General features: G+C 62.1%; 25 protein-coding genes. 9 read left to right on the forward strand and 16 right to left on the reverse strand.

Annotated features, from left to right (window positions below; all coding sequences use genetic code 11):
- Window positions 1–29: 29 nt before the first annotated feature.
- From NUH88_RS17085 to NUH88_RS17100, 4 genes are all read right to left on the reverse strand, one after another.
- A complete protein-coding gene (locus NUH88_RS17085; protein ID WP_257767607.1) occupies window positions 30–749 on the reverse strand; it encodes an LrgB family protein in 720 nt (239 codons plus the stop codon).
- The gene (locus NUH88_RS17090; protein ID WP_257767608.1) at window positions 749–1,105 is read right to left on the reverse strand and encodes a CidA/LrgA family protein; all 357 of its coding nucleotides are present in this window, start codon (window positions 1,103–1,105) and stop codon (window positions 749–751) included. Before NUH88_RS17090 ends, NUH88_RS17085 begins: the two co-directional genes overlap by 1 nt.
- A gap of 78 nt (window positions 1,106–1,183) precedes the next feature.
- Complete coding sequence (locus tag NUH88_RS17095; RefSeq protein ID WP_257767609.1) at window positions 1,184–1,555, reverse strand: hypothetical protein; 372 nt, start codon at window positions 1,553–1,555, stop codon at window positions 1,184–1,186.
- Window positions 1,556–1,871: 316 nt separating this feature from the next.
- The gene (locus NUH88_RS17100; protein WP_257767610.1) at window positions 1,872–2,717 is read right to left on the reverse strand and encodes an SDR family oxidoreductase; all 846 of its coding nucleotides are present in this window, start codon (window positions 2,715–2,717) and stop codon (window positions 1,872–1,874) included.
- A gap of 189 nt (window positions 2,718–2,906) precedes the next feature.
- Between NUH88_RS17100 and NUH88_RS17105 the strand changes: the two genes are divergently transcribed.
- The gene (locus tag NUH88_RS17105) at window positions 2,907–3,215 is read left to right on the forward strand and encodes a winged helix-turn-helix transcriptional regulator (RefSeq protein ID WP_257772245.1); all 309 of its coding nucleotides are present in this window, start codon (window positions 2,907–2,909) and stop codon (window positions 3,213–3,215) included.
- Here NUH88_RS17105 and NUH88_RS17110 read toward each other — a convergent pair.
- The 6 genes from NUH88_RS17110 to uvrC form a co-directional block, all read right to left on the reverse strand.
- A complete protein-coding gene (locus NUH88_RS17110; RefSeq protein WP_257767611.1) occupies window positions 3,212–3,658 on the reverse strand; it encodes a molybdenum cofactor biosynthesis protein MoaE in 447 nt (148 codons plus the stop codon). The two genes, NUH88_RS17105 and NUH88_RS17110, sit on opposite strands and share 4 nt — an antisense overlap.
- Before the next feature lie 4 nt (window positions 3,659–3,662).
- Entirely contained in the window at window positions 3,663–3,914 is a 252-nt protein-coding gene (gene moaD / locus NUH88_RS17115; protein ID WP_257767612.1) for a molybdopterin converting factor subunit 1, read from the reverse strand.
- On the reverse strand, window positions 3,911–5,182 hold the full coding sequence (locus tag NUH88_RS17120; protein WP_257767613.1) for a molybdopterin molybdotransferase MoeA: 1,272 nt from the start codon (window positions 5,180–5,182) through the stop codon (window positions 3,911–3,913). The genes moaD and NUH88_RS17120 overlap by 4 nt, the downstream gene beginning before the upstream one ends.
- 3 nt (window positions 5,183–5,185) lie before the next feature.
- A complete protein-coding gene (gene mobB / locus NUH88_RS17125) occupies window positions 5,186–5,692 on the reverse strand; it encodes a molybdopterin-guanine dinucleotide biosynthesis protein B (protein WP_257767614.1) in 507 nt (168 codons plus the stop codon).
- 38 nt (window positions 5,693–5,730) lie between these two features.
- Window positions 5,731–6,345, reverse strand: a complete 615-nt coding sequence (gene pgsA / locus NUH88_RS17130; protein ID WP_257767615.1) for a CDP-diacylglycerol--glycerol-3-phosphate 3-phosphatidyltransferase — start codon at window positions 6,343–6,345, stop codon at window positions 5,731–5,733.
- 75 nt (window positions 6,346–6,420) lie between these two features.
- Window positions 6,421–8,418 carry an excinuclease ABC subunit UvrC gene (uvrC, locus tag NUH88_RS17135; RefSeq protein ID WP_257767616.1) on the reverse strand — a complete coding sequence of 666 codons (1,998 nt, stop codon included), beginning with the start codon at window positions 8,416–8,418 and terminating at the stop codon, window positions 6,421–6,423.
- A gap of 435 nt (window positions 8,419–8,853) precedes the next feature.
- Between uvrC and NUH88_RS17140 the strand changes: the two genes are divergently transcribed.
- The gene (locus tag NUH88_RS17140; RefSeq protein WP_257767617.1) at window positions 8,854–9,636 is read left to right on the forward strand and encodes an SDR family oxidoreductase; all 783 of its coding nucleotides are present in this window, start codon (window positions 8,854–8,856) and stop codon (window positions 9,634–9,636) included.
- A gap of 6 nt (window positions 9,637–9,642) precedes the next feature.
- Window positions 9,643–10,005, forward strand: coding sequence for a dihydroneopterin aldolase (locus NUH88_RS17145; RefSeq protein WP_257767618.1), 363 nt, complete (start codon window positions 9,643–9,645; stop codon window positions 10,003–10,005).
- 15 nt (window positions 10,006–10,020) lie between these two features.
- Here the strand turns inward: NUH88_RS17145 and NUH88_RS17150 are convergent, their stop codons facing one another.
- Together NUH88_RS17150 and uvrB are read right to left on the reverse strand one after the other, a co-directional pair.
- Window positions 10,021–11,007 carry a calcium/sodium antiporter gene (locus NUH88_RS17150; RefSeq protein ID WP_257767619.1) on the reverse strand — a complete coding sequence of 329 codons (987 nt, stop codon included), beginning with the start codon at window positions 11,005–11,007 and terminating at the stop codon, window positions 10,021–10,023.
- A 240-nt stretch (window positions 11,008–11,247) separates the two neighbouring features.
- Window positions 11,248–13,434, reverse strand: coding sequence for an excinuclease ABC subunit UvrB (gene uvrB / locus NUH88_RS17155; protein WP_257767620.1), 2,187 nt, complete (start codon window positions 13,432–13,434; stop codon window positions 11,248–11,250).
- 236 nt (window positions 13,435–13,670) lie between these two features.
- Between uvrB and NUH88_RS17160 the strand changes: the two genes are divergently transcribed.
- From NUH88_RS17160 to NUH88_RS17175, 4 genes are all read left to right on the forward strand, one after another.
- Window positions 13,671–15,323 carry an anti-phage dCTP deaminase gene (locus tag NUH88_RS17160; protein WP_257767621.1) on the forward strand — a complete coding sequence of 551 codons (1,653 nt, stop codon included), beginning with the start codon at window positions 13,671–13,673 and terminating at the stop codon, window positions 15,321–15,323.
- Window position 15,324: 1 nt separating this feature from the next.
- Window positions 15,325–15,831, forward strand: coding sequence for a hypothetical protein (locus NUH88_RS17165; protein WP_257767622.1), 507 nt, complete (start codon window positions 15,325–15,327; stop codon window positions 15,829–15,831).
- A 134-nt stretch (window positions 15,832–15,965) separates the two neighbouring features.
- Window positions 15,966–16,220: a type II toxin-antitoxin system Phd/YefM family antitoxin gene (locus tag NUH88_RS17170; protein WP_257767623.1), complete on the forward strand. Its 255-nt coding sequence runs from the start codon at window positions 15,966–15,968 to the stop codon at window positions 16,218–16,220.
- Window positions 16,217–16,471 carry a Txe/YoeB family addiction module toxin gene (locus tag NUH88_RS17175; RefSeq protein ID WP_257767624.1) on the forward strand — a complete coding sequence of 85 codons (255 nt, stop codon included), beginning with the start codon at window positions 16,217–16,219 and terminating at the stop codon, window positions 16,469–16,471. The genes NUH88_RS17170 and NUH88_RS17175 overlap by 4 nt, the downstream gene beginning before the upstream one ends.
- A gap of 171 nt (window positions 16,472–16,642) precedes the next feature.
- Here NUH88_RS17175 and NUH88_RS17180 read toward each other — a convergent pair whose 3' ends face one another.
- The gene (locus tag NUH88_RS17180; protein WP_257767625.1) at window positions 16,643–17,437 is read right to left on the reverse strand and encodes an SDR family NAD(P)-dependent oxidoreductase; all 795 of its coding nucleotides are present in this window, start codon (window positions 17,435–17,437) and stop codon (window positions 16,643–16,645) included.
- A 183-nt stretch (window positions 17,438–17,620) separates the two neighbouring features.
- Here NUH88_RS17180 and fliG point away from each other — a divergent pair, with 183 nt between their 5' ends.
- Entirely contained in the window at window positions 17,621–18,643 is a 1,023-nt protein-coding gene (fliG, locus tag NUH88_RS17185) for a flagellar motor switch protein FliG (RefSeq protein ID WP_257767626.1), read from the forward strand.
- Between the two features lie 92 nt (window positions 18,644–18,735).
- Window positions 18,736–19,710 (forward strand): 2OG-Fe(II) oxygenase family protein, encoded by a 975-nt coding sequence (locus NUH88_RS17190; RefSeq protein ID WP_257767627.1) that lies wholly within the window; start codon window positions 18,736–18,738, stop codon window positions 19,708–19,710.
- A 3-nt stretch (window positions 19,711–19,713) separates the two neighbouring features.
- Here the strand turns inward: NUH88_RS17190 and NUH88_RS17195 are convergent, their stop codons facing one another.
- The 3 genes from NUH88_RS17195 to NUH88_RS17205 all read right to left on the reverse strand — a co-directional run bounded on the left by NUH88_RS17195 (window position 19,714) and on the right by NUH88_RS17205 (window position 21,819).
- Window positions 19,714–20,214, reverse strand: coding sequence for a DUF302 domain-containing protein (locus NUH88_RS17195; RefSeq protein ID WP_257767628.1), 501 nt, complete (start codon window positions 20,212–20,214; stop codon window positions 19,714–19,716).
- Window positions 20,215–20,311: 97 nt separating this feature from the next.
- A complete protein-coding gene (locus NUH88_RS17200) occupies window positions 20,312–20,851 on the reverse strand; it encodes a PAS domain-containing protein (RefSeq protein WP_257767629.1) in 540 nt (179 codons plus the stop codon).
- A 47-nt stretch (window positions 20,852–20,898) separates the two neighbouring features.
- Window positions 20,899–21,819 carry a dihydrodipicolinate synthase family protein gene (locus NUH88_RS17205; RefSeq protein WP_257767630.1) on the reverse strand — a complete coding sequence of 307 codons (921 nt, stop codon included), beginning with the start codon at window positions 21,817–21,819 and terminating at the stop codon, window positions 20,899–20,901.
- Between the last annotated feature and the right edge of the window lie 86 nt (window positions 21,820–21,905).

A 21,905-nucleotide genomic window follows, 5' to 3' on the forward strand; every position in this document is an offset into this window, starting at 1 on the left:
TCGCGGGCGTGGCGGCGCATCGGGGACAATCAGAAGATCAGGTTCCAGAGCAGCGGCAGCAGGATCGCGGTGGCGAGCGCGTTCAGTCCCATGGCGAGGCCCGAGAAGGCGCCGGCGACCTCGCTCACCTGCATGGCCCGCGCCGTGCCGATCCCGTGCGCGGCGACGCCGATGGCGAAACCGCGGGCCGACCAGTCCTTGATGCGCAGGATGTTGAGCACGAGCGGACCGATCATCGCCCCCATGATCCCGGTCAGGATGACGAAAACCGCCGTCAGGGAGGGCAGGCCGCCGAGTTTCTCGCTGATGCCCATTGCGACCGGCGTGGTCACGGATTTGGGCGCGATGGAGATCAGCGTCGCTTCCGATACGTCGAACAGCCAGGCGATCGCGAGCGCGCTTCCGGTCGCGACGATGGAGCCGAAGATCACGCTGACGAGAATCGGGAGCAGCGATTTGCGGACCCGGGCGACCTGCCGGTAGAGCGGCAGGGCGAGCGCGACGGTCGCGGGACCAAGCAGGAAATGGACGAACTGCGCGCCCTCGAAATAGACGAGATAGGGGGTGCGGGTAACGGTGAGGATGAGCACCAGCGCGATCACCGCGATCAGCACCGGATTGACCATCGGATGCATGCCGAGCCGCTCATACAGCTTCTGACCGCCGAGATAGGCGAGCAGGGTCAGAAAGAGATGCAGCAGCGGGCTCGCGGAGAGATAGACCCAGATATCGCTGAAACCACCGTCCATCAGTCGTTTGCTCCGAGATGGGAAAGCTTCTTGAGGCCCACCATGAGCAGGGCGGTGAATATGACGGTGATCGCACTGCTGCCGATCAGCGCGGCGGTGACGCCCAGCCATTCCTTCTCGATCAGCGAAAGGTGAAGCATCACGCCGACTCCGGCCGGAACGAAGAGGAGTGAGAGATTGCGGAGCAGGGTGTCGGAGACCTGCGCGACGCTGTCGGGAACGCCGCCCCTGGTCATCAGCCCGGTGAAGAGAATGACCATGCCGACCACAGGCCCCGGCAGGGGCAGGCCGGTTGCGGCGATGAACAGCTCGCCCAGGAGGTGGCATCCGAGCAGCAGGGTTATGGCACCGATCATGGTCACTCCGGCGAATGGGACTGACCGGAGTCTAGCGCTGCAATCGGCGCGCTCACAAGGTCATGGCGCCAGGGGGCGTCAGGCGGCTGCGGCGGCCTGCACTGTGTCGGTCTCCATGAAAACGCACCGGATGCGCTCGATGCCGGCATAGAGACAGGCGGCGAAACGGTGATTGCCGTCGCAGAGACGGCCGTTGCGGAACACCAGGTTCATCCGTCTGAAATCGCCGTGCCGCACCAGCCAGGCCACACGGGCGGCATGCTCTTCGGCACTCATCGGCGTGTTCGGATCGCGATTGTCGTCGGGGGCAATCAAGCGCTCTTCGGCGAGCGCGCGGTCGATATCGGCATCGGTGATGCGGCGCTCTGCACCGGCCCAGAACGGATAGTCCTTGAGGCCGTGTTCGACGGCCACGTCAAGCAAATCGCGCTCTTCCAAGCGAATGCCCATCGCCCGGTCTCCCTGCCACATCGTCGGTTCTCGTCCGGCGACGGGCGTGAGCTGCTCCGGGTAGAGCAAAGGCCGTCTGCGGGGTAACGCAGGCGGCCCGATGGCCCGTTCAATTGCCGCGTCCCGTATCGTTGAGATGACGCGATGCAACAATTGCGTTTTTTGCATGGACCGCATGCGATTCACGCATGGTAAATGCCGAAATTTAACTTGAATTTTCAGGCCGTTACAAAATTTCAAGCGCGCTCTGAATTAGTGGCCCGTGGCCGCCCCTTTTCAACCCGAAAGCGACAGATTTGGGGCGGCCCCGGAACGGTCAAGCGAGCCTGCTTTCGATCGTCTTTGAGATCGGCGTAGTCGGTCGACCGATCAGCGCGGACAATTGACGCGTGTCGTCGAAAAGCGACCCACCTGCCGCCGTCACGTCAGTGCGCGCGAGGAGTCTCGCGAACGGCTCCGGAAGGCCAGCGTCGAGGAGTGCCTCCGCGTAGTCCGCCTCAGGCAGATCGGTGTAGGGGATGGTCCGACCGCTCTGGCGTGATAGCTCTTCTGCAAAGTCGTACATCGAGAAGGATGTATCGCCAGCCAATTCATGGATCTTGTTCTCGCGTCCGCTCTGCGTCACTACGATTGCCGCAGCTTCAGCGTAATCGATACGCGCAGCGGCGGAAATTCTGCCGTCTCGCGCGCTGCCGATTACCGTTCCATGTTCCAGACTGGCGGCGACGGCCGACTCGTAATTCTCGCAGTACCAGCCGTTTCGAAGAATTGTGAATGGGATGCCAGAGGCTTGGATCGCAGCCTCGGTTGTCTTGTGTTCCTCGGCCAGCGGGTTGTCTGTCGTGTCGGCCCGTAGAATGCTTGTATAGACAATACGCGCCACACCAGCTTCGACAGCAGCGTCAATGACGTTCTGGTGCTGCATGGAGCGCTTGCCGACCTCGCTTGAGGATATGAGAAGCAGCGTTTCCACACCCGTCAGCGCCGCGGCAAGCCCGTCTGGCTTCGAATAGTCGAATTTGCGAACCTCGACGCGAAAGTCTGCAACCTTTTGCGGACTGCGGGCGAGGGCGACGATCGTTTCTCGTGGTGCTCGCGACATTAGCTGTTCGATAACCAGATGTCCGAGTTGGCCGCTGGCGCCGGTAACGGCGATGGTCATTTCTCTTCCTTTCACTGAGAAGCGTGATGTCCATCAGATTTAGGCGCTTGCTTCTTAAACGTAAGTACGTACATAAATGTAAGTATGAAAAATAGACCTCTGAGTCCTGCGGAGACCGCGCCGCAGTCCCTTACAGATCATCTTCGGCGCGGCGATTTGATGTCTGTGGCATGTCCTTCACGCGAGGTGATGCGCCACATTACGAGCCGATGGGGCGTATTGGTGCTGATCGCACTTCTGGGCGGGACCAAGCGCTTCAGTCAGCTACGGCGTGAGATCAACGGCGTCAGCGAACGGATGTTGGCACAGACGCTTTCCCAGCTTGAGAAGGACGGTCTGGTGAAGCGTGTCGCTTATCAAGTCGTTCCGCCTCATGTCGAATACAGCCTGACGCCACTCGGTCAGGAAGCTGCTGTAAAGGTGCGGGATTTGGCGGATTGGGTTGAGTTAAACATCCAAAAGATTCTTGGCCCGCCACCCGGTTCGGCGTCGAACTAGCGCCATTTCGCGGCGGCGGCGTCGTCACTGGCGCGCGCGTTGACCCATGAGGCGCCCCCATCTTTCTCTTCGAGTTTCCAGAAGGGTGCCTTGGTCTTAAGCCAGTCGATCAGGAAATGGCAGGCCTCGAAGGCGGCTTCCCGGTGCGGCGAGGCGCAGGCGACCAGCACGATCTGCTCTCCCGGTTCCATTCGTCCGTAGCGGTGGATGATCAGGCTGGCCTCGAGCGGCCAGCGCTCGTTCGCCTCGGCCTCGATCTTCTCCAGCATCTTCTCTGTCATGCCGGGATAATGCTCGAGCGTCATGGCGCCGACATGTTCGTCGCCGGCCATGTCGCGGACGAGGCCGACGAAATTGGTGATGCCGCCGATATTGTGGTTCCCGGCGCCGAGCGCGCGGAGTTCCTCGCCCAGATCGAAATCTTCCTTCTGGACCCGGATCATCGACTCAGCCTCCGGTGACCGGCGGGAAGAAGGCGACCTCGTCGCCGGCTTTCACCGGTGCGTCGAGTTCGACGAATTCCTGATTCACCGCCGCCCGCACGACGTCCATATTGGCGAAGGCGTCCTCGAAACCGGGACCGCGCGTTTTTAGCCAGCCGATCAGCCCGGCGACATCCGTCACCTCGGCCGGAGGCGCCACGTCTTCCTCTCCGATACCGGTCTTGCCGCGCATCCAGGCGAAATAGAGAATCTTCACAGGCCAACCTCGCTGAAGGGCAGGTAATCGACAATATCGCCGGCTTTGACTCTGGTGCAGCTCTCCGGCAGCTCCACCAGGCCGTCGGCGGCGACCATAGAGCTAAGCACGCCGGCGCCCTCGCGCTCGAACTTTTCCGCTTCAAGCGCACCGTCGCCATTCCGCCGCAGCATGACGCGGACATATTCCCGCCGGTCGATCTTCTTTTTGTAATCGAAGGCGGCACGCACCGGGAAGAGTTCCGGCGCGTGCGGGCGCGCCCCGGAGAGTTGCTCGATCAGCGGACGGGCGACGCGGAGAAAGGTCACCATGACGGCGACCGGATTGCCCGGCAGGCCGACGAAGGGGGTCTTTCCGACCTGACCCAGCGCGACCGGCCGTCCCGGCTTGATTGCGAGCCGCCAGGAATGCAAGGAACCCTGGGCCTCGACCGCCGCTTTCACATGGTCCTCGCCGCCGCTGGAGACCCCGCCGGATGTCAGGATCATGTCCGCCTCGGCTGCCGCTTTCGCGAGACCGTCGCGAATACCGTCGAGCCGGTCGGGCAGGATGCCCATATCCGCGATCTCGCAACCGAGCCCGCGCAGCAATGCCGCCAGCGTATGGCGGTTGGAATCGTAGACCGTCCCCGAGGGGGCGTCCGCTCCGGGATCGCGGATCTCGTCGCCGGTCGAGAAGATCGCCACCCTGAGTGGCTTGAAGACCGGGAGTTCCGTCAGGCCGGTTGCCGCGGCAAGTCCGATATCCTGCGGCCGTAGCCGGATCCCGGCTTCGAGAATGCGGGTTCCTTCGGAGATATCCTCTCCCGCGAAGCGCCGGTTGGCGCCGCGCTTGATGCCCGGAGGGATGACCACCCGGTCGCCTTCTGCCCGACAATCCTCCTGCATCATAACCGTATCGGGAGCATCCCCATCCTCGCCCAAAGGCATCGGGGCGCCGGTAAAGATGCGGATAGCGGTTCCCCGCCGCTGCGAGCTGTCAAGCGGATGACCCGCCGCGACGGTCGCGGCGACGGGAAGCACCGTATCGGCGTCCGTCGCGAGGTCGTCGAAATAGACGGCATAGCCGTCGACGGCGGAATTGTCGTGCGGCGGTACCGAGCGGGTGGCGACGATGTCCTGCGCGAGGATGCGTCCGAGGGCCGCGCCGAGCGGGACCCGTTCCTGCTCGACGATAGGATGCAGGATCTCCCGGAAGCGGGCGAGCGCGTCGGCGACGGGAATCAGCTTGCCGCCGAAGGCGAAGCAGTCATCGGTCAGTTGCGACATGGCTCACGCGGCTTTCGAAAGACCAGTAAAGTCGAGAATATAGTCCGCGAGCGCCGCGACGTCGTTCAAATCGAGCACGGGAACGGTCGCCTCCGCGACCGGGCCGTCGGACGCCACGGCCCGGATCTGCGGGTCGTTCGGCTGCAACAGCGCCTTGCCGGTCTCCCGCCGGAAGATTTCCATCTTGTCGTGCGGATGATCCTTGAAGCCCTCTACGATCAGCAGATCGACCGCACTCATATGCGGGATCAGCTCCTCGATGGCGGGTTCCGGCGACCCGCGGTTCTCGTGCATCAGGGCCCAGCGATTGGCCGAGGTCACCAGAACCTCGGTCGCCCCGGCCGCGCGATGTTCGTAGGAATCCTTGCCGGGAACATCGACGTCGAAGGCGTGATGGGCATGTTTCATGGTGGAGACCCGCACGCCGCGGGACACCAACTCCGGGATCAGCTTGACGAGCAGGGTCGTCTTGCCGCTGCCGCTCCATCCAACGAGACCGAATATCTTCATGGGGCGAAGTCTAGTAGTCCGGACATGCCCGGCTCAAGTCACGCATCCGCGGCGGCGCCCTTGCCGGATGAGGATCTCCTGCGCGCTCGTTCTGCCTGGGCTTCCGGGGTCACATGCAGCAGGCCGGAGCGGAGGTAATCGTAGCCGGTGACCAGGGTCAGGATCGCCGCGGCCCAGAGCAGGCCCTCGCCGATCAGAACAGTCGGCAGCCACGCGGGCCCCGCGGAGCCGACAATGAGAAAGCCGAGCGACCCGATCTGGAAGGCTGTCTTCCATTTCGCAAGTTTGCTGACCGGCATCCGGACCTGGATCTCGGCGAGGAACTCGCGCAGACCCGAAACCAGGATCTCGCGCAGCAGGATGATCAGCGCCGGCAGCAGGCTGTATCCGGAGATATGGTCCAGCGCGCAGAGGATCAGCAGGCAGGCACCGACCAGAAGCTTGTCCGCGATCGGGTCGAGCAGGCGGCCGAAATCGGACTGCTGGTTCATCGAACGGGCGAGATAACCGTCCAGATAATCCGTGATACCGGCAAAGGCGTAGAGGCCGAGCGCGATCCAGCGATACATCGGCTCGTTAAGCCAGATGAGCGCGATGATGAAGGGGATCACCAGGATACGCGAGAGGGTCAGCAGATTGGGAAGGCCGGTCATATCTCTGCTTCGATCTGAAGATTGGCATTGGCGGCTCTTGCAGCCGCTCTCTTCTTGAGGGCGAAGCTACACCAATCAGCCGTCATCGTGGAAGAAATCATATATCCGTTTTGCGACGGTTTTGCTGATCCCGTCTACCGCTTCCAGATCCTGCAAGCCCGCACGGGAGACCTCGCGCGCGGAGCCGAAATGATGGAGCAGCGCCTTCTTGCGCTTGGCGCCGATCCCCGGGATCTCGTCGACCTTCGACTGGCCGATCGCTTTCGCCCGTTTGGCCCGGTGGGTCTCGATCGCGAAGCGGTGCGCCTCGTCGCGCAGCCGCTGCAGGAAATAGAGCACCGGGTCGTTGATCGGCAATGAGAAGGGCGCGCGCTTGCCGGTGAAGAAGCGCTCGCGCCCGGCGTCCCGGTCAGGTCCTTTGGCGATGGAGACGATCGCCACGTCCTCGATTCCAAGCTCGTTGAAGACCTCGCGCGCGACCGCGTCCTGACCTTGTCCGCCGTCGATCAATACCAGGTCCGGCCAGTTGCCGGACGTACGGTCGGGGTCTTCCTTCATTGCCCGGCTGAAGCGGCGGGTCAGGACCTGCCGCATCATGGCGTAATCGTCGCCCGCCTGGACAGGCGCCTCGCCGTCCGCCTCGGCGTTATCCGCTTCGGGCATCGGGGCGTCAGCCGGCACGACGTTGCGGATGTTGAACTTGCGGTAAGCGCTCTTCATCAACCCCTCTGGTCCTGCGACGATCATCGCGCCGATCGAGTTGGTGCCCTGGATATGACTGTTGTCGTAGACCTCTATCCGCTCCGGCGGCTGATCGAGATCGAGCGCCTCGGCCAGGCCGTCGAGCAGCTTGCGCTGCGAGGCACTTTCCGCGAGCCGCCGGCCGTGTGCCTCGCGGGCGTTGGCGATCGCGTGTTCCATCAGCTTGCGCTTGGCGCCGCGTTGCGGGCGCAGCACCTCCACCTTGCGGTCGGCGCGCGTACCCAGCGCTTCGGCGATCAGCTCCTGCTCCGGCATGTCGTGGCTGACCATGACCAGCTTCGGGGGCGGCTTGTTGTCGTAGAACTGGCCGATGAAGGCGGCGAGAATCTCGCCGGCCTCGAGGCTTTTGTCGTGGCTCGGGAAATAGGCCCGGTTGCCGTAATTGCTGCCGCCGCGGAAGAAGAATACCTGGATGCAGGCGGTGCCGCCCTCGCCGTGCAGGGCCATGACGTCGGCATCCTCGACGCCCTCGACGTTGATGTCCTGGTGCGCCTGGATATGGGCGAGCGCGCGGATCCGGTCGCGGAACCGCGCTGCGGTCTCGAAATCGAGCGTGTCGCTCGCCTCCTGCATCCGTTCCGCAAGTTGCTGCGAGACCTTGCGGCTGGAGCCGGTGAGAAAGGCCTTGGCCTGGTCGATCAGCTCGCCGTATTCCGCGTCGCTTACATAGCCGACGCAGGGCGCCGCGCAGCGCTTGATCTGGTACTGCAGACAGGGCCGGGTGCGGCTGGCGAAGATCGCGTCGGAGCAGTTCCGGATCAGGAAGGCGCGCTGCAGGGCTGTGATTGTCCGGTTGACCGCGCCGGCCGAGGCGAAGGGGCCGAAATAGTTGCCTTTGCGGCTGCGCGCGCCGCGGTGCTTCACAAGCTGCGGCCAGTCATGGTCGCCGGTCAGCAGGATGTAGGGAAAGGACTTGTCGTCGCGCAGCAGCACGTTGAAGCGCGGGCGCAGCTTCTTGATGAGATTGCTCTCCAGCAGCAGCGCCTCGACTTCCGTGTGAGTGCGCACGAACTCCATGCGCTGGGTCTCGCTCACCATCCGGAAGATCCGGTGCGGCAGCTTCGCCGGGAAGGTGTAGTTCGCGACCCGCTTCTTCAGGTTGCGCGCCTTGCCGACATAGAGCACGTCGCCCGCGTGATCGATCATGCGATAGACCCCGGGCGCGTTTGGCAGCAATTTGACCTGGGCCTGGATCACCTTCACGCCGTGCTCGATATCCGGTTTCGGCGCGGGGGGCTTTCCGGCGCCGCGCTTGTTGCTCTCCTGAGCGGCGTCCGATGCATCGGGGCTGGCTGGTTTGGCTGTCGACATGATGTCTTTCTAGCGGATCGGGGCGGGGCCGGGAAAGGGTTCACGGAGAACGTTTCTGGAACGTCTTAACGCGCGGGCGAATGTGCTCGACTCTATCCCCGGTCTGTGTGGAAAAGGTTGTGCATAACTCTTGTGTGCGTGGTTCGAGGGCCCGCTTTCCCTCACATTGGCCGCATTGCCCAAAAAATATGCAAGACAATTAACTGCCTGAAATTAAATAATAAATACTCTAAGGCGCTGATTTGTATCACAATTTGTGACGGAGCTATGACCCAATCGTGACTGAGAATTCCGTTAACCAAAAATGTGTAAAAATAGCCGTAAATTTTTTGGTCTTGCTTTTTCCCTGTCCTGCATAAGGTTAGGCTCAGAGAAGTCAGAATCGAGTCCCTTTTTGATGCCGGTTTTCCGATGACGAGCATACCTGCCGGAGAAATGCGCACAGCCCTCGTGACCGGCGGTGCCAGACGGGTCGGCGCGGCACTGGCGCGCGGGCTCGCCGCGGACGGCTGGCACGTCGTCATCCATTATAACGGTTCCGGCGACGAGGCGGAGGCGCTGCTGGCCGAGATCCGGTCCGCGGGCGGGTCTGTCGGCAGTGTCCGGTGCGATCTGGAGGACGCCGGCGCCGTTGCCGCCCTGATCCCGGAGCTGGCCGGCGAGGTCCCGCCGTTCGGGCTGCTGGTGAACAATGCCTCGCTCTTCGAGGGCGACCGTCTGGAGGACCTGACGGCGGACCGCATGGACCGGCATCACGCGGTCAACCTGCGCGCGCCGGTGCTGCTGTCCCAGGCCTTCGCCCGTCAGGTGCGGGCGCAGGCGAAGGACGGCATCGCACCCGGCACGGATTGCTGCATCGTCAACCTGCTCGACAACAAGGTCTTCGCGCCCAACCCCGATTATCTCTCCTACTCGCTGACCAAGTTCGGTCTGGAGGGCCTGACTCGGATGTTGGCGATGGAGCTCGCCCCGGAGATCCGGGTCGCCGGGATCGCGCCGGGCGTCGCGCTGCCGAGCGGCCCGCAGACAGAGGAGGAGTTCGAGCGGTCCCAGGCCTCCCTGATGCTGGGGCGCGGCTGCACGCCGGAGCAGATCCTTGCCGCGTTGCGTTTCATTCTCTCGGCGCCGGCCTTCACCGGACAGACCGTCACCATCGACGGCGGGCAGGTGTTGCAGGCGCTTCCGAGGGACATCGCGTTCATGGACGGGGAGGGCTGACGCGCCATGCCGATCACCAGCGCCCGCATTCTGCTGGAGAATTTCGCCGTCACCGTCGATATCGGCATCCACGATTTCGAACGCGGTCAGCCGCAGCGCGTGCTGGTGAGCGTCGAGATGGAGGTCGATGTCGATCCGACCGGGGCCGGAGACGATATCGAGCGGGTGCTGGATTACGATTTCGTCCGCACCGAGATCCTGGATCTGGTCTCGGAACAGCGCTTCAACCTGCAGGAGACCTTCTGCCACGCGATCATCCAGATCATCGCCGAGCGGTCGGCGGTGCGCTGGGTGCGGGTCACGACGCGCAAGCCGGATGTCTACGAAGACTGCGAGGCGGTCGGCTTCAGCCTGCTTTACGAGCGCTGAGACCGGACCGGCGGTTCAGCCGCCGGCGAGCGAGACCGGGGTCAGGCTGGTGAACTGGCCGACGATGAAGAGCCCGTAGCCGATAAAGAACAGCACCGCCAGGGGACGGCCGAGGGTGCGCAGGCTGAGCGCGGCGGTGATGAAGACCACGGTGACCGCGACCATCACCCAGAGATCCTGCTCCATGATCTCCTGCGGAATGCCGATCGGCTTCACCAGGGCGACGGCGCCGAGGATGCCGAGGGTGTTGAAGATGTTGCTGCCGATAATGTTGCCGAGCGCCACGTCGTTGTGGCGGCGCACAGCGGCGACGATGGTGGTCGCGAGTTCCGGCATCGAGGTGCCGAGCGCGACCATGGTGATGCCGATGACCGTCTCCGAGACCCCGAGAAGGCGGGCCACGTCGACCGCGCCGTCGACCAGCAGCTTGGCGCCGAAGGCGACGCCGACAAGGCCGATGACCGTATAGAGCGCCGCCTTGGGCATGGAGTCCGGCAGGCTGTCGAATTCCTCGACCTCCTTGGCGTGGACGCTCTCCTCGCCGCAGGCGCCGACCTTCCGGTCTTCCCGGTAGCAGTAATAGAGATAGCCGAAGAGCACGGTCAGCATCACCGCGCCGTGCCAGCGCTCGATCATGCCGGCATTGCAGAGCAGGACGAAGACCACGGTGGAAAGCAACAGCATGAAGCCGTCGCGCCGCAACGCCGGGTCGCCGGAAGCGAAGGGATAGATCACCCCGACGGTGCCGATCATCAGCAGGATGTTGGCGATGTTGCTGCCGACCACGTTGCCGATGGCGATGCCATCATGCCCGTGCAGGGCCGCCTTCATGCTGACGAACAGCTCCGGCGCCGAGGTGCCGAAGGCGATGACCGTGAGGCCGATGACGTGGGGCGAGATCTTCAGGATGCGGGAGCCGCCGACGGCGCCGCGGATCATGATTTCCGCTGCGACCAGAAGGACGACGAGGCCGCCGATGGCGAGGGCGAGCGAAAGGATCACTCAGGAGCTCCCGTTTGCATACAATCGGCGGGGAGATGACAACGTTCTGCGGTCACGGAGTACAGCCTTCCAGCGCTCTGGTTCGGAACGGCCCGGAGGCCCCAAAACGAGCCGGGGGGACCAACGGGCCTGAATGACTGTTCCTTGATATTAGAGCTATGCCCCTGCTTTCAATGACATTCATGGGCGATATGTGAGAAATGCTGCGCACCCGGTGGCGACAGGCTTGCCGCCATTGCCTTATTTCCGGCGTTTGCCGCTGGTTCGTTTCGGCGGTTTGCCCTTTGGCGGCTGCACCGGCCCCTTGATCCGCACGACCGCGCCCTTCGGCAGCGGCTTGCCTTCCAGCGTCATGCCGAGATCGGCCGCCTCCAGCCGCTTGATCTCGTCGCGCAGCCGTGCCGCCTCCTCGAATTCGAGATCGGCGGCGGCGGTCCGCATCGCGGCTTCCAGCTCGGAGATCACCTGCTTAATGTCCTTGCCGACCAGTTCGCCCTCGTCGGAGCCGGTCTCGACCGTGACATGGTCGCCGCGCTCGTAGACGCTTTCGAGAATATCGCCGATCGACTTCTTGACGCTCTCCGGCGTGATGCCGTGCGCCTTGTTGTATTCCTCCTGCCGCGCCCGCCGCCGGTTGGTCTCGTCGATCGCGTATTTGAGGCTGTCGGTCATCTTGTCGGCATAGAGCAGGACCCGCCCCTCGACGTTCCGCGCCGCGCGGCCGATGGTCTGCACCAGCGAGGTCCGGGAGCGCAGATAGCCCTCCTTGTCGGCATCCAGGATCGCGACCAGCGCGCATTCCGGGATGTCGAGCCCCTCGCGCAGCAGGTTGATGCCGATCAGGACGTCGAACACGCCGAGCCGGAGGTCGCGGATGATCTCGATCCGCTCCAGCGTGTCCACGTCCGAGTGGATGTAGCGCACCTTGATGCCGGCCTCGTGCATGTATTCGGTCAGCGCCTCGGCCATCTTCTTGGTGAGCGTGGTGATCAGCACCCGCTGGCCGAGCGCCGCGCACTCCTTGCACTCCGCGATCACGTCGTCGACCTGGGTCTCGGTCGGGCGGATGATGCATTCGGGGTCGGTCAGGCCGGTCGGGCGCACCACCTGCTCGATGAAGACGCCGCCGGTGCGATCGAGCTCCCAGGGGCCGGGGGTGGCCGAGACGAAGACCGTCTGCGGGCGCATGTCCTCCCATTCCTCGAACTTGAGCGGCCGGTTGTCCATGCAGGAGGGCAGGCGGAAGCCGAATTCCGAGAGCGTCGATTTCCGCGCAAAGTCGCCTTTGTACATGGCGCCGATCTGCGGCACCGTGACGTGGCTTTCGTCGACGATCAGCAGCGCGTTCTCCGGCAGGTACTCGAACAGAGTCGGCGGCGGCTCGCCCGGATTGCGCCCGGAGAGATAGCGCGAATAGTTCTCGATCCCGGCGCAGGAGCCGGTCGCCTCCATCATCTCCATGTCGAGCACGGTGCGCTGTTCGAGGCGCTGCGCCTCCAGCAGCTTGCCCGCCTTGTTCATCTCGTCGAGCCGGAGCTTCAGCTCCTGCTTGATCGCCTTCACCGCCTGGGTCAGCGTCGGCTTCGGCGTCACATAGTGGCTGTTGGCGAAGATCCGGATCTGCTCGAGGCTCGTCGTCTTCTGCCCGGTCAGCGGGTCGAATTCGTGGATCTGGTCGACCTCGTCGCCGAACAGCGAGAGCCGCCAGGCGCGGTCCTCGAGGTGGGCCGGGAAGATCTCGATCGAATCTCCGCGCACCCGGAAGGTGCCGCGGTGGAAGCTCGCGTCGTTGCGCCGGTACTGCAGCTCGACCAGCTGGCGCATCAGCCTGGTCTGGTCGATGGTCGCGCCGGCCTTTACGTTGACCGTCATCTTGCCGTAGGTCTCGACCGCGCCGATACCGTAGATGCAGGAGACCGAGGCGACGATGATGACGTCGTCGCGCTCCAGCAGCGCGCGCGTCGCCGAGTGCCGCATCCGGTCGATCTGCTCGTTGATCGAGGCTTCCTTCTCGACATAGGTATCGGTGCGCGGGACGTAGGCCTCCGGCTGGTAATAGTCGTAATAGGAGACGAAATACTCGACCGCGTTGTTTGGGAAGAAGCTCTTCATCTCGCCGTAGAGCTGCGCCGCCAGCGTCTTGTTCGGCGCCAGCACGAGGGCGGGGCGCCGGACCTGCTGGATCACGTGCGCCATGGTGAAGGTCTTGCCCGAGCCGGTGACCCCGAGCAGCACCTGGTCCATCTCCTCGGCCTCGATCCCGCCGACCAGATCCTTGATCGCCGCCGGCTGGTCGCCCGCCGGCGCGAAGTCGGACGAAATCTCGAACGGCCGCCCGCGATCCTGCGGCGCCGCGTCGGATTTCAGGTCGGGCTTCAGCGCGCCGACGAGCGGAGCGGCGGGGGCGTCTTCGAGTTGCGTGCTCATGAGGGGAATGTAGGCGGTGAGGGGAGGTGAGGGAAGCTCCGGAGATTTTAGCCGTCGGATTGAATGCAATTTCAGGCCCGCGTGTTAACCAGGAACTGCTGGCAATCAACCATTTTCTGATATTAAAGCGGGTGTAGACTGGGTTCGTTTCGCCAATTTCGGTTCGACCTTAAATCGATATTTACGTAAATATTACACGCTATAAAAAATGCTGATGCATTGAGGGAGTGAGAACAGTGGGCGCTAGGGCAGAGCTTAAAGCTGCGAACGAAGATAAAGAAAAATCGGCGGAGCCAATTGCACCAATTTCGAAAGAGTTGGTAGTCGGTCTAGTTGGGTATGTTGGAGCGGGTTGCTCAACTGCTGCGAGGCGACTTGGTGTGTTGCTGGAGGCGGAGGAATATGAAGTCCAGCGGATAAAGCTAAGTGATCTAATTGCGGAAATGGCACCAGCAGGTTCTGTCCCAGACGTTAAGGAGGGAATTGAGGAGGGGCGCTCCAAGTTTGATAGAGCTGAAGCACTTCAAGGTATGGGAGACAAGTTGCGCGAAAGCCATGGTGATTTCGCTGTCGCATCTCTTGCGGCAAAGAAAATTCAAGAGCTTCGCGGTAGCAGGAGGGCTGGAGAACATAAAATTGCTTTCATTCTTGATTCTATAAAGCATTCCGCCGAGGTGAATTTATTAAGGCAGGTTTATGATCGTTCATTTCGATTAATTGCTGTCCACTGTGAACGTTCTGTACGCGAAAAACGGCTGATCGGGGCTAAGACGGAAACAAAAAAATACAGCGGTGTCGAGGTCGACGGTGTTTTCTCGCTTATGGATAGAGACGAGAAGGACTCTGAGAACTCACATGGTCAGCAAGTTCGAGATGCATTTTATCTGGCTGATTTTTTTATTGATAACAATGGAGCAGCAAGCGATGGAGCTCTGCTCACAGGTGATCTAGATCGCTTTATCAAACTCGTTCTGGGGGGAGGTATTATTCGTCCGACGCAGTCGGAAAGGGGAATGTACTGTGCGCATGTTGCGGCACTGCAATCGTCGTGTTTGTCTCGACAGGTTGGCGCCGCGTTGATTGATCGGGCTGGAACGCTGGTGTCCACTGGCACAAATGAGGTGCCGTCTTTTGGCGGTGGTGTTTATGAAGAGGGAATGCGCGGAGATAATAGATGTCACGCATGGGGGTGGGTGACTCATAATGGTAAGGAGGAAATAAAATTTACTGGTTGTCATAACCAAAGAAAGAAAAAACAACTTAGAAGTCAGATTGGTGAATGGCTTTCCAATAATTTATCTGAGATAATTTCGGAGCTGTCGCATCCAAAGCCTAAAGATGGGGCTGCGGATACTGCAGCTAAAGCAAGGGAGAAAACGAAGGAGAGGGTAAAAGATTTTTTTGAATCTGATGATGATCTTTTTTTAAAGATACCGGGAATTAAGGATATTGTTGAGTATTCGCGCTCTATTCATGCTGAGATGAATGCTTTATTTAACGCTGCTCGATCTGGGGCAAAAACGACGGGAGCAACATTATATTGTACTACATACCCTTGTCACAATTGTGCAAGGCATATGGTTACCGCGGGAATATACGAAGTTCAGTACATCGAGCCGTACGTAAAAAGCCTGGCGACAGAGCTGCACTATGATTCGATCTCGTCCGAGCGGATCGAAAAGGGTAAGACGCCGGACAGAATGGTTGTAGTGCCTTTCACCGGTGTTGGTCCGCGAATGTACGAAGATTTTTTCACAAAACGTGCGGAGCTGAAGGACGAATCAGGTACCCTAGTGTCGCCGTCGGCCGATGTGCCGCAGGCTGCGGTGCGCGTCCTTAATTTGGAAGATGTTGAGAAGAAGGCCGTCGAACTTGTTTCGCGAGGCTGAAATGGCGAAAAACATCGTTAATTTTCCAATCAAGCACAGTCGGGCTATCGGCGGAGAAGAAGCTGTATCTATTGACGAAGCTGACCTCTTCGGAGTTTGGGGGCGGAAGGATAGAAGGTTTGTATTTTTTAATATAGAAGAATTAGATCAAGAGAGGCTTTCAAATCTCTTGATGAAAAACAGCGTTTCCTGTGTATTTGATTTCCGAGCGAAGCCTGTTTTTGAGAATCCAAAATTTCATCACAGAGAAGTAATCGAGTATTTTACAAAATACCACGTTTCTTATTTTGATTCGGCATTATTGACGCATGTTTCTGGGGCGGACGAGAATGATTTTTCTGTCGAAAAACTAAAAATATTCTTATCGTCTCGTATTATTTCTGGTTTGGTGGTATTCATTGTTGATGAGCGGTTAGTTAAGGGGATTAATAAAAATTCGATTAGAGGATTTATAAAGCATAATAATCCAGATTTTCTTGAGGTTTCGCCATCCTCGGTGATTGTTTAATTTTTGGCGTAGTTTTTATTATTTTTTATTTATTTTCCTTAGTGAATTAAGGGGGCTCAAATCCATTCACCTTCCTCGTCGATGCAACTCCAAACACCCATTGCAATTTGTACGCAATTACGTACATTTCTTCCATGCGCACCAAATCCTACAGCGACCTCCGGCGAAACCTCGCGGCCACGCTCGACAGCGTGACGGCGGATCATGAGCCGGTGATCATCACGCGGGACCGGGGCAAGCCGGCGGCCGTGCTGATGTCGCTTGAGGATTTCGCCTCCTACGAGGAAACCCGCTACCTGCTGCGCAGCCCGGAGAATGCGGACCGGCTGATCGAGGCGGTGAGCGCGCTCGAAGCCGGGGCCGGACGGGAAGAACAGCTCGAGGAATGAAGCTCGTCTTCCACGAGCGGGCCTGGGAGGACTACCTCCATTGGCAGAAGACGGACCGGAAGCTGCATCAGCGTCTGAATGCCCTGATCCGCGAATGCACGCGGACGCCCTTCGAGGGGACCGGCAAGCCGGAACCTTTGCGGGGGCCGCTCTCCGGCTGGTGGTCGCGGCGGCTGACGCTGGAGCACCGGCTGGTCTACCGCGTCCACGAGGACCAGCTGCAGATCGCGCAGTGCCGGTATCATTACTGAGGGTGTGTGGAGGCAAGGTGCTCCGCTTCCTCACCTTAAACCGGTCATCCCTTAACCCGTCATCCCGACTTCCGTCGGGATCACGGATGGAGATGGGGGGCGAGGTTGCATAAGGTCCCGGCTCTGCGGCCGGGATGACGGTGAGAGGGATCCCGGCGGAGAGTTTAAGGGCTACCCCACATTTGCCGTCAGCCCTCCATCCACCGGCAAACACACCCCCGTCACATACCCCGCCTCGTTCGACGCGAGATAGAGCGCCGCGTTCGCCACGTCCCAGGCGGTCCCCGCCCGCCCCGCGAGCGGCACGTCCGCCTTGCGTTCGGCGCGGATCGCCTCGCGGTCCTTGCCGGTCTCCTTGGCCCGCCGCTCGATCGCCATCGGCGTGTCGACGAGGCCCGGCAGGATGACGTTGGCGCGGATGCCGTAAGGCGCGTTCTCCATCGCGAGATGCTGGGTCAGCGTGTTCACCGCGCCCTTGGAGGTCTTGTAGGTCACGGTGCCGCGGGCGGCGAGGGAGGAGGTGGAGGAGATGTTGAGGATCACGCCGCTCCGTTGTTCCCGCATCACCGGCAGCACGTGCTTGGCGGTCAGGAACATGCCTTTCAGGTTCATCGCCATCAGCTCGTCCCACATGGCGGCGTCCATCTCCGGCGTCGGCCGGTCGCCGCGGGAGCGGCCGACATTGTTATGCAGGATGTCGATGCGCCCGAAGCGGGCCTTGCAGGTCTCCGCGATCCGGCGGCAATCCTCTTCGTTCGTGATGTCCGCTTTCAGGACCTCCGTCTCGGCGCCGCTCTCGCGGCAGAGCGCCTCGGTCTCCCGCGCCCAGTCCTCGTTGGCGTCGACCAGCAGCAGTTTCGCGCCCTCCTCGGCGAAACGGAGCGCCACCGCGCGCCCGTTGCCGATTGTCTCGCCCGGCTGCTGGCCGGCGCCGACCACGATCGCCACCTTGTCCTTCAAACGCATTCCCCGGTCCCCCTGATGATCTTCTCGTCTTTTGCGGCCAAGTCTCCGTCAGTCCGGCGCGCTTGGCAAATCCGGCGCGGCCGAGCGCGCCCTCAACCTGATATTTTTAGTAAGGCTATGATTTTTCATGGCGTTTTGTTAGGATTCCCGCCGAATCTTGAACATCCTCTGAGAGGCTGACCCATGGGCATGCGCATTCGCGAAGACTATCGCGGCATTACCGGTCCGGAGAAGGCAGGCATCCTGCTGATGTCGCTCGGCGAGGATCAGGCGGGCAAGCTCTTCTCCCTGCTGGACGACGAGGAAATCAAGGAAGTCTCGCAGGTGATGGCCGGGCTCGGCACGGTCAGCTCGAACATCGTCGAGCGGCTCTTTGTCGAGTTCGCGGAGCAGGTTTCCTCCACCGGTTCTCTCGTCGGCTCGATGGATTCGACCGAGCGCCTGCTGACCAAGGTGCTCGGCGGCGACCGCGTCAACGAGATCATGGAGGAGATCCGGGGTCCGGCCGGCCGGACCATGTGGGACAAGCTCGCCAATGTGAACGAGCAGGTCCTCGCGAACTTCCTCAAGAACGAATACCCGCAGACCGTGGCCGTGATCCTCGGCAAGATCGGCCAGGCCCATGCCGGCAAGGTGCTCTCGATCCTGCCGGAAAACTTCGCCATGGAAGTGGTGATGCGCATGCTGCGCATGGAGGCGGTGAACAAGGAGATCGAGAAGGACGTGGAGCGGGTGCTGCGCACCGAGTTCATGTCGAACCTCGCCCGCACCAACCGGCGCGACGCGCACGAGATGATGGCGGAGATCTTCAACAATCTGGACCGCGCGACGGAGAGCCGCTTCCTCTCGGCCCTCGAAGAGCGGAACAAGGACAGCGCGGAGAAGATCCGCAGCCTGATGTTCACCTTCGAGGATCTGGCGCGGATCGACCCTGCCGGCGTGCAGACGCTGCTGCGCGCGGTGGACAAGGACAAGCTGACGATCGCGCTGAAGGGCGCCTCGGAGGAGCTGAAGGACCTCTTCTTCTCCAACATGTCGGAGCGCGCGGCGAAGCTGCTGCGCGAGGACATGCAGTCGCTCGGCCCGATGCGGCTGAAGGAGGTCGAGGAGGCGCAGACCGCCATGGTCACCGCGGCGAAAGACCTTGCCGACCGCGGCGAGCTTGTCATCGGCGGCTCCGGCGGGGACGACGAACTGGTCTACTAAAGCGCCGCACCCTCTGGGCCGGGGCACCGGGATATGCGAGGATGGCCGGCAACGGTCGACCCTCGGCTTTCCCAACGAAAGGTTCCCCGCCCATGGACACTGTTGCCACCATCGATATCGGCGCCCTGTTCGGTCCCGCGGGTCCGGATCGCGATGCCGCCGACGCGGCGCTCTGGGACGGGCTCCGGAGCACCGGCAGCGTCATCATCCGGAACTATCCCGAGGCGGAGAAGGTCGACGAACGGGCGCGCGCGGGGCTCGGGGTCTTCGACCTGCCGGAGGCGCAGCGCCGGGCGCTGACCACGCGGCTCGAGGTTTCCGGAAACCCCAATCTCTATCGCGGCTACTGGCCGGTCACGCCCGGCCGCAAGCTGCAGAACGACTATTTCGATGTCGGCCCGGCCGACCCCGAACCGGGACCGGACCTGCCGGGCGCGGAGATGCTGGCAGAGCCGACGCCGTGGCCCGATCCGGAACCGGAGCCGGGCTGGTGCGCGACGGTCCGCGCCCATTACGACCATCTGAACCGGGTGGCGCAGGCGATGATCCGCTCGCTCGGGCGTTCCGCCGGCTTCGACGAGGCGGCGATCGGCGCGCGCTTCGACGGCGCCCACTCGACCCTGCGCTTTCTTTCCTACGCGAAAGGCGCGGCCAATCCCGAGACCGGGCCCGACGGGGTGAAGGTCTCCGCCGCCCGGCATCTGGACGAGTCCGGCCTCTCGCTGCTCTGGCAGGAGGCTCCGGGGCTGGAGGCCGAGGGACAGGACGGCGTCTGGCGGGCGATCCCGATGGTGGAGAACGCGATCTCCGTCCATGTCGGCTCGGTCATGACCGGGCTGACGCGCGGCGTCGTTCCGGCGACCCCGCACCGGGTCCGGGCGAGCGACGGCCCGCGCCGTTCGGTCGGTTTCTTCCTCGAACCCGCGCTCTCCGCCCCGCTGACCCCGGCGGACCATGCGGGCGAGACCTCGGTCCGCGAGAGCTATGCCTGGCAGTTGCTGAAGACCTTCTCCGCGCGCCCGCACTGGAAAGGCACGATACCGGATCCGGAAACGGGGGCGGCCTAGCGTCTACTGCTTGGGCAGGCCGCCCTTCGTCACCGCCATGTCGGTGAACTTTTTCAGCGCTCCGGCCATCTTCTGGAACACCGAGTCCCGGTCCGCGATGCCGTGGCGCTTCGCCAGCCAGGCCGGATCGGTATAGCCGAGTTTTACGCTGCCGTCGGCCTCCTGCCAGGCCAGTGCCTTCAGGGGCAGGTCGAGGCCGATCTTTTGGTTCGATTGCATCAGGGGCGTGCCGAGTTTCGGATTGCCGAAGATAATCAGGGCTGTCGGCGGCAGATCGAGGCCGACTTTTCCGGCACCCTTGGCATGGTCGATCCGGGCGAACACGGTTATGCCCGCCCGCTCCAGAACGATGCCGAGACGGTCGAGCGTCTTGGTGACGCCGAAGGCGCTGGTCTTCACGATCAGGCCGTCGCCGTGACTGTCGGCACGGGCGGTGAAAGGCTGGATGGACAGGGCGGCGAGAAGGACGGCCGCAATCAGGCCGGTCCGGAGTTGCTGGCGCACGTGACGGTCTCCCTTGCTGGGAAAGAGACCGGAACGGTAGGCGCTGCGTCCGCATCCAGACAGTCACATCCGCGTCACTGAATATTTATCGCGCCGCTCAGATATCGCGGCAGAGAATATGGAAGGTGCGCTGCAATAGTGCCGGCGGCGAATAGTTTATCTCGCCGCCGAGCGCGTAGAGACTGATCCCCAGGATGAAGGCTGGGGTATCGCCTGCGTCCGCGAGCGGCGCAACCATCCGCTCGGCGCGATAGAGCATGGTGCCGGAGAGCCTTTCGTCGCTACCGTAATGAACCAGTGGGGTGCCGAGCACCGCCCGCCAGATTTCGGTGACGACGTCATTGTCCGGACCGCCGAGAATTTCCAGCGAGCTCTTGCCCATGATCGAGCCGCCCCAAGCGTCGTGGATCTTCTCTCCCGCAAGACGGCAGCGATAGAGATCCGTTTCGGGATCGTGCTGATAGATCCAGATATAGGGGAGGAGCTGCGGTACCAGCAGCGGGTCGAAATCCCGTTTCTGCGGGACGGTATTTCCCCGGCGTGCGGCTTTCCAGGCCTCAAGGAAAGAGAGGGCCGGTTCGCTCGGCGCCGGGAGCTGGTCGACGGCCGACAGGAGTGTCGGTTCAAAGGCCTGCATGTCCGGGAAATACCTCTCCTATCGCGAACAAATTCTAACTCATCATCTCACCGCCCCCAGCGGAGCGCCAGCGGATCCGCTTCGCGCGCGAGCTCCAGAAGCTGCGCGCGCGTTTCCGGATGCAGCGGGCGGACCGGGTGGCGGACATGTTCAGAGGCGATCACGCCGCCTTCCTTCATCACCGCCTTGCTCGCCCGCCAGCCGCATTGCCGGTTCTCGAAATTGATCAGCGGCAGCAGCTCGCAGTAGATCCGCTTGGCTCCCGTGCGGTCGCCCGCGAGATGGGCGGCGATGGCCGGGCGGATCAGGTCGGGGATCATGGCTGAGGTCATGGAGCCGGTGGCGCCGGCATCGAGATCGGCGAGCAATGTGATCGCCTCCTCTCCGTCGAACGGTCCCTCGATGGCGTCGCCGCCTTCCGCCAGCAGGGCGCGGAGCTTGGCTGCCGCCTGAGGCACCTCGATCTTGAACAGCTTCACCTGTTCGATCTCCCGTGCCATCCGCACGAGGAACGGCACGGAAAGGGCGACCCCGGAAAGCGGCGCGTCCTGCACCATGATCGGGATTCCGCCGGCAGCGTCGGCGCCCGCGAAATGCTCGAACATGGCCTCTTCATCGGCCTTGAGGGCGGCGCCGTGATAGGGCGGCATCATCATCACCATCGCCGCGCCCATCGCCGCCGCTTCGCGCGCCCGTCCTTCGACGATGCCGGTAGAGAAATGGGAGATCGTGACGATGACAGGCACGCGCCCGGCCGTATGCTCGAGACAGAGCCGGGTCAGGGCCGCGCGCTCCTCGTCGCTCAGCAGGAACTGCTCGGAGAAATTGGCGAGGATGCAGATCCCGTCGACGCCCTGGTCGACCATGCAGTCGATGACCCGCTTCATGCCTTCGAAATCGACGGCGCCGGCGTCGGTGAAGGGGGTCGGTGCAACCGGCCAGATGCCGGAATAGGGTTTCGCGGTCATGTTTGTTTTCCTCCTGCGTTTCTTGCCTGAAGGATACCGGGTCCGGATATAAAGTCATGCACCGTGCGACCCGGGGGAAAGGATCA

It is taken from the genome of Nisaea acidiphila (genome assembly GCF_024662015.1).
GTDB classification, from domain to species: Bacteria; Pseudomonadota; Alphaproteobacteria; order Thalassobaculales; family Thalassobaculaceae; genus Nisaea; species Nisaea acidiphila.

Bases quoted from the DNA above. Each gene is read 5' to 3' on its own strand.
- NUH88_RS17085 (WP_257767607.1), bottom strand. From the start codon at position 749: ATGGACGGTGGTTTCAGCGATATCTGGGTCTATCTCTCCGCGAGCCCG.
- NUH88_RS17090 (WP_257767608.1), bottom strand. From the start codon at position 1,105: ATGATCGGTGCCATAACCCTGCTGCTCGGATGCCACCTCCTGGGCGAG.
- NUH88_RS17095 (WP_257767609.1), bottom strand. From the start codon at position 1,555: ATGGGCATTCGCTTGGAAGAGCGCGATTTGCTTGACGTGGCCGTCGAA.
- NUH88_RS17100 (WP_257767610.1), bottom strand. From the start codon at position 2,717: ATGACCATCGCCGTTACCGGCGCCAGCGGCCAACTCGGACATCTGGTT.
- NUH88_RS17105 (WP_257772245.1), top strand. From the start codon at position 2,907: ATGCGCCACATTACGAGCCGATGGGGCGTATTGGTGCTGATCGCACTT.
- NUH88_RS17110 (WP_257767611.1), bottom strand. From the start codon at position 3,658: ATGATCCGGGTCCAGAAGGAAGATTTCGATCTGGGCGAGGAACTCCGC.
- NUH88_RS17120 (WP_257767613.1), bottom strand. From the start codon at position 5,182: ATGTCGCAACTGACCGATGACTGCTTCGCCTTCGGCGGCAAGCTGATT.
- mobB (WP_257767614.1), bottom strand. From the start codon at position 5,692: ATGAAGATATTCGGTCTCGTTGGATGGAGCGGCAGCGGCAAGACGACC.
- pgsA (WP_257767615.1), bottom strand. From the start codon at position 6,345: ATGACCGGCCTTCCCAATCTGCTGACCCTCTCGCGTATCCTGGTGATC.
- uvrC (WP_257767616.1), bottom strand. From the start codon at position 8,418: ATGTCGACAGCCAAACCAGCCAGCCCCGATGCATCGGACGCCGCTCAG.
- NUH88_RS17140 (WP_257767617.1), top strand. From the start codon at position 8,854: ATGCGCACAGCCCTCGTGACCGGCGGTGCCAGACGGGTCGGCGCGGCA.
- NUH88_RS17145 (WP_257767618.1), top strand. From the start codon at position 9,643: ATGCCGATCACCAGCGCCCGCATTCTGCTGGAGAATTTCGCCGTCACC.
- uvrB (WP_257767620.1), bottom strand. From the start codon at position 13,434: ATGAGCACGCAACTCGAAGACGCCCCCGCCGCTCCGCTCGTCGGCGCG.
- NUH88_RS17165 (WP_257767622.1), top strand. From the start codon at position 15,325: ATGGCGAAAAACATCGTTAATTTTCCAATCAAGCACAGTCGGGCTATC.
- NUH88_RS17170 (WP_257767623.1), top strand. From the start codon at position 15,966: ATGCGCACCAAATCCTACAGCGACCTCCGGCGAAACCTCGCGGCCACG.
- NUH88_RS17175 (WP_257767624.1), top strand. From the start codon at position 16,217: ATGAAGCTCGTCTTCCACGAGCGGGCCTGGGAGGACTACCTCCATTGG.
- NUH88_RS17180 (WP_257767625.1), bottom strand. From the start codon at position 17,437: ATGCGTTTGAAGGACAAGGTGGCGATCGTGGTCGGCGCCGGCCAGCAG.
- fliG (WP_257767626.1), top strand. From the start codon at position 17,621: ATGGGCATGCGCATTCGCGAAGACTATCGCGGCATTACCGGTCCGGAG.
- NUH88_RS17190 (WP_257767627.1), top strand. From the start codon at position 18,736: ATGGACACTGTTGCCACCATCGATATCGGCGCCCTGTTCGGTCCCGCG.
- NUH88_RS17200 (WP_257767629.1), bottom strand. From the start codon at position 20,851: ATGCAGGCCTTTGAACCGACACTCCTGTCGGCCGTCGACCAGCTCCCG.
- NUH88_RS17205 (WP_257767630.1), bottom strand. From the start codon at position 21,819: ATGACCGCGAAACCCTATTCCGGCATCTGGCCGGTTGCACCGACCCCC.